This is a genomic window from Geomonas sp., from assembly GCF_035254065.1.
GTDB lineage: Bacteria > Desulfobacterota > Desulfuromonadia > Geobacterales > Geobacteraceae > Geomonas.
The window spans coordinates 1-4,891 of record NZ_DATFBA010000316.1 but is presented as its reverse complement, the minus strand read 5'-3'; the positions used below and the strand labels follow the sequence as shown (position 1 = coordinate 4,891).

At 60.1% G+C, this 4,891-nt stretch carries 7 protein-coding genes and 1 pseudogene; 3 read left to right on the top strand and 5 right to left on the bottom strand.

All coding sequences use genetic code 11. The features are described 5' to 3' along the window. Together prfC and VJ604_RS14575 are read left to right on the top strand one after the other, a co-directional pair. Positions 1–189 (top strand): annotated as a pseudogene (prfC, locus tag VJ604_RS14580) (peptide chain release factor 3); the annotation flags it as partial. Between the two features lie 248 nt (positions 190–437). Continuing rightward, positions 438–1,364 (top strand): DMT family transporter, encoded by a 927-nt coding sequence (locus VJ604_RS14575; protein ID WP_324083702.1) that lies wholly within the window; start codon positions 438–440, stop codon positions 1,362–1,364. Between the two features lie 197 nt (positions 1,365–1,561). On the opposite strand, the gene VJ604_RS14570 is transcribed toward VJ604_RS14575, so the two are convergent. From VJ604_RS14570 to VJ604_RS14550, 5 genes are all read right to left on the bottom strand, one after another. Then, a complete protein-coding gene (locus VJ604_RS14570; protein WP_324083700.1) occupies positions 1,562–2,275 on the bottom strand; it encodes a phosphatase in 714 nt (237 codons plus the stop codon). 254 nt (positions 2,276–2,529) lie between these two features. After that, entirely contained in the window at positions 2,530–2,808 is a 279-nt protein-coding gene (gene atpE, locus VJ604_RS14565; RefSeq protein ID WP_324083699.1) for an ATP synthase F0 subunit C, read from the bottom strand. Positions 2,809–2,866: 58 nt separating this feature from the next. Then, on the bottom strand, positions 2,867–3,556 hold the full coding sequence (gene atpB, locus VJ604_RS14560; protein ID WP_324083697.1) for a F0F1 ATP synthase subunit A: 690 nt from the start codon (positions 3,554–3,556) through the stop codon (positions 2,867–2,869). Between the two features lie 3 nt (positions 3,557–3,559). Continuing rightward, entirely contained in the window at positions 3,560–3,949 is a 390-nt protein-coding gene (locus VJ604_RS14555) for an ATP synthase subunit I (RefSeq protein ID WP_324083695.1), read from the bottom strand. After that, positions 3,918–4,163 (bottom strand): AtpZ/AtpI family protein, encoded by a 246-nt coding sequence (locus VJ604_RS14550; protein ID WP_324083704.1) that lies wholly within the window; start codon positions 4,161–4,163, stop codon positions 3,918–3,920. Before VJ604_RS14550 ends, VJ604_RS14555 begins: the two co-directional genes overlap by 32 nt. Before the next feature lie 330 nt (positions 4,164–4,493). Here VJ604_RS14550 and VJ604_RS14545 point away from each other — a divergent pair. Further along, positions 4,494–4,891, top strand: a 398-nt coding sequence (locus VJ604_RS14545; protein WP_518517917.1) for a GspE/PulE/PilB domain-containing protein, incomplete at its 3' end; no start/stop codon positions are given.

Sequence of the window (4,891 nt, the reverse complement as noted above, 5' to 3'; positions counted from 1 at the left end):
TACGTGACCGCCCGCTGGGTGACCGGCGACCGCAAGAAGCTCGACGAGTTCCAGAAGAAGGAGGCGATGAGCCTCTACACCGATGGGGAAGGAAACCTCGCCTACCTGGCCGGGAGCCAGTGGCGGCTGGAGAACACCATGGAGAACTGGAAGGACCTCACCTTCCACGCCACCCGCGAACACAGCTAACTAACCTCTCGTTGCCGCTCTCATGAGACCTGATTCTTAGCAGTTATCTCCCGGCACGTCCCCCCCTTGATAAAGGGGGGACAGGGGGGATTGCTTGTGGACGTTGGGGTAGGGCGGACAGTGGCGGCATCTCCACCATCGTTCCCCCTCCCTAACCCTCCCCCTTCGGGAGAGGGGATCGTCCGACGCCTCTTAATCTTCAGTGGTTCACCTCCCGTACTATTCGGGTCACCTTCATTGAGCACTTCATGAGTGAGCAGGATTCCAACATCGTCGCCGCAGAAGCTGTACCCGCACAAGGCAGGCTCTCCGCAGGCGCCCTCAGCGTGCTCGCCGCCGGCATTCTCTGGGGGACCACCGGCACCACCCAGGCGCTCGCGCCCACCGGGGTGACGCCCATCAGCATCGGCGCCATGCGGCTGGTGGTCGGAGGTGCTGCCCTGCTGGTGCTGGCCTTGGTCAGAGGCGGTTTCGGCAAGATAAAATGGCCGCTTCTTCCGACACTGCTCGCCGCCGCCTGCGTAGCCGCCTACCAGCTCTGCTTCTTCCAGGCGGTCAGCCGCACCGGTGTGGCGGTCGGCACTCTGGTCGGCATCGGGAGTTCTCCGGTGATGGCGGGCATTCTCGGTTTCATCTTCCGGGGGGAAAGGCCCCAGCGTAGCTGGGTGGTGGCCACCGTGTTAGCCATCTTCGGCTGCACCCTGTTGGCCTGCGGGGGAGGGAGCATCGCCATCGATCCTCTCGGCATTGTGCTCGCCCTTGGCGCGGGGGCGTCCTACGCCAGTTACACGGTTGCCATCAAGGGTCTGCTGCCGGGACGGACGCCGGACGCCGTGATGGCTGTGGTTTTCTGCGCCGGTGCCCTGCTTCTCTCTCCCTTGCTGCTGAAGTGCGACCTGCACTGGATGGCAGCTCCTAAGGGCATTGCAGTCATCATCTACCTGGGCGTCTTCGTCACCGCGCTTTCCTACTGGCTTTTCGTCAGGGGGTTGCGCACGGTACCCGTGGCAACCGCGGTGACCCTCTCCCTCGCCGAGCCGCTGACCGCCGCCCTCCTGGGCATCCTGGTGTTGGGCGAGCGCCTCTCTCTCACCGCGCTCTGCGGCATCCCGCTGCTGTTTGCCGGCCTCGCCGTGCTGGCGGGTTCCGCCTCCGGAAAAGAAAAGGGCGAATGACTCTCGTCACTCGCCCTTTTGTCGCCTAAACTACCTGAACTCTCTGAACCCAATCCGCTCCTGCCAGCTCCCCCTCGCCCTCCGGGAGAGGGCCGGGGTGAGGGAAGCCTCGAATCTTCGTCGAAAGTTCCCTCACCCTAACCCTCTCCCGGAGGGAGAGGGGACAGTCGGTGAGAGGAGTAAATGTAAATGGGAGACTACTCCGGCAGCCCGAGGAAAGACAAGAGCCTCGGGTAATCGGCGTTCATCACCTGCTCCTCCGAAATCCCCGCCTCCGTCACCAACCGTAAAGCGTCGTCGAATACCCCGACCCCCTGCGCTATGTGCGCGTCACTCCCCAGCATGATCGGCGCGCCGTGCTTCGCGCACAGCCGCGCGACCTCGGTACAGTTGCCGATACTTCCGATCCTGCTCAGGGAGAGCGAGGAGTTGTTGATCTCCAGCGCCGTTCCAGTATCCACGGCCGCCTTGACGATCGTTTCGTAGTGGATAGGGAAGATGGGGTTGCCAGGGTGGGAGATGCACTTCACCCGCGGGTTGGCCATCACTTTCAAGAGGATTTCCGTGTTGCCGTCCACGTCCTTCCCGCAGTAGCCGCAGTTCTCGTGGAAGCCCGCCATCACGAACTCCAGCTGTTCCAGGAGTTCCTGTTCGAGGTCCAGGGTCCCCTTGGCGTCGAGGATATTCGCCTCGACACCGCGGAAGATCCTGACCCCGCCGATGTACCGCGGGATGAAGCGCATCGCGCAGAAGTGGTAACGGTGCGGGCCGCCGGGGAGGGCTGGGCCGTGGTCGGTAGTGGCGATAGCCTTGAGGCCAAGTTGGCTGGCCGCGCTGGCGAGTTCGTTGATGGTGGAGTAGGCGTGGCCGGAGGCGATCGTGTGGGTGTGCAGGTCGGCTATGATTTTCATGAGGATGACTATTTCATACGGGTCCCGAAAAGTCAACGACGGTCTATTATCTCATTCCCACTATCGCCAACTGTTCCCTCTCCCCCCGGGAGAGGGTTAGGGTGAGGGAACTTTCCACGAAGATATGAGGCTTCCCTCACCCCGGCCCTCTCCCGCAGGGCGAGGGGGAGTTGGCAGAGTCGGATAAGTTGTTTTTAGAAACAAAAAAGGGCGCGCCGTGCGGCACGCCCTTTTTAAACAACTGGTGAAGCTAATTACTTCGCAACAGCCTTGGCAAGCTGAGCAAGCATGTCAGCTTTGTAGGGGTTAGCGAAGAGGATGATGAGGCAGATAACGAGGGCGTAGATCGCGAGGGACTCGATCATGGCCAGACCGATCATCATGGTGGTCAGGATTTTGCCGGAAGCGCCCGGGTTACGGGAAACGCCTTCAACGGCGGATTTGACTGCCAGACCCTGGCCGATGCCGGTGCCGACGGTGCCGAGAGCCATACCGATGCCTGCTGCAAGAACGCACATAGTAAAGAATTCCATTTTACTTCTCCTTCTGGGTTTTATTTTTCCTAAATAGTATAGGAATTGAAATTGGTTGTTAGTGAGCGTGCTCCAGCGAGCCCTGGATGTAGATCATGGCCAGCAGCATGAAGACGAAGGCCTGGATGAAGGAGACCAGTACGCCCATCAGCATCATCGGCAGCGGCACCAGGAAGGGGGCCAGGCCGAAGAAGATGATGAGTACCAGCTCGTGGCCGTTCATGTTACCGAAGAGTCGCAGGGTCAGGGAGATGACGCGGCTGAAGTGACCGATGACTTCGATGAAGAACATCATCGGGGCCAGCCAGGCGATCGGTCCCAGGAAGTGCTTGATGTAGCCGGCGCCGTGCTCCTTGAGGCCGACGATGTGGGTGGCCACGAAGACCACGACCGCGCAGGCCGCAGTGGTGTTGATGTTGGCGGTCGGCGGGAAGAAGCCCGGGACCAGGCCGATCAGGTTGGAAACCAGGATGAACAGTGCCAGGGTGGCGATCAGCGGGAAGAACGGCTTGCCGTGCTCGCCCATGGTCTCAACCAGCATGTTCTCGATGCCGCCCACGATGACTTCCATGAAGTTCTGGATGCCGGAGGGAACCGCTTTCAGGCTCTTGGTGGCGGCGATGGAGAGCAGCACCAGCATGGCCATGATCAGCCAGGTGTAGATGATCGCGTCTGCGCCGGCTTCACCGATACCGAGCGGTTTTACCATCTCGCGGAAAAATTGCAGGAATAAAAACGGGTGGACCATTGGCTACTCTCCTTTACGGGTCGACAGGTATATCGAAAATGCAATTATGTTGATTACGACGACTGAAAGCCCGATGAACAGCCCGAAGATGTTGGCATGCAGGTTGACGATCAGTACGTACAAAAGCGCCGCCATGATGGCGAGTCGTATCAGGTAGCGGAACACAGCGAAGCGCGATGCATTGGCCGGCTGTGCCGTCAGCAGGGCTTCCAGCCCCCGCCTGATCCAGAGGAGATTCGCCGTCGCCAGCACTCCCCCTGCGAACAGGGAGAATCCGAAGTTGGCGGAGCGCAGCACTCCGGTCAGTATGCCGCCAACGGCCGCCAGGGAGAGGCTCCCCGCCACCAGCCATTGGAAGATGTTATCCTCGTTTAGTCTCGTCAGGCCCGCCACTCCCCATCTCTTTTCTGGCAAGTATGAACATGTTGCGGAAGCCCGCCACTATGCCGAAGAAAAGGAAAATGAAGAAGAACCAGTGGTTGGTGCCGAGCCAGGCGTCCAACTTGAGGCCTATGAAGCCGCCGATGACGATGGCCACCGCGAAGGAGATTCCCATCGTGGAGACCATGCCAAGCGTCTTCAGCAGGCTTTTCTTCTCCTCGTCCATGTAGGCCGCCCTCGATTCCGCAGACATCACGGATGAAAACCTAGGCTAAATACCACGGTGTAGTGGGAAATGTCAATTAATTTCCGAGTCATCCTCTAACAAAAATAACGATTTACCGTGTACGTCAAGGAGGTTTGTATACATACGGTATACGTAACGCGCCGCTCTCCTCCTGTCATTTCCAGTATATGCCTCTTCGCCTCATTGCAGCTACAGGCTTGGCGGGTAGAATGATAAAGATTTCCAATCCTGAAGGTGAATCGGGCCGGCGAGACTGCGAGGGGTGGAGGCGGTCTTGGAGCCTTTCTTCGGAGGTGGACCGTGTCGGCGATGCTGGGAGAGATGCTGCTGAAAGTCGGTGCGCTCACGGAGGAGCAGCTTCAGCAGGTGCTGCATGCCCAGGCCATTTACGGTGGCAGGCTGGGCACCAACCTGGTGGAGATGGGGCTGGTCGAGGAGGAGGACCTGGCCCGGGTGCTTAACGAGAAGATGGGGGTGCCCCACATAGACCTGGCGGCCCTCAACTCGGTCCCGGCGGAGGTCCTCTCGCTGGTCCCCTCCGAGATGGTGCAGCGCTACCGGGTGCTGCCGGTTGAGGTGAAAGGGAGGAAGCTCACCCTGGCCATGGAAGACCCCTCCGATTTCGGCGCACTGGACGACATCGGTTTCGTCACCGGGTTGGTGGTGGTGCCGCGGGTCTGTTCGGAGCTGAGGCTCGCCCTGGCGCT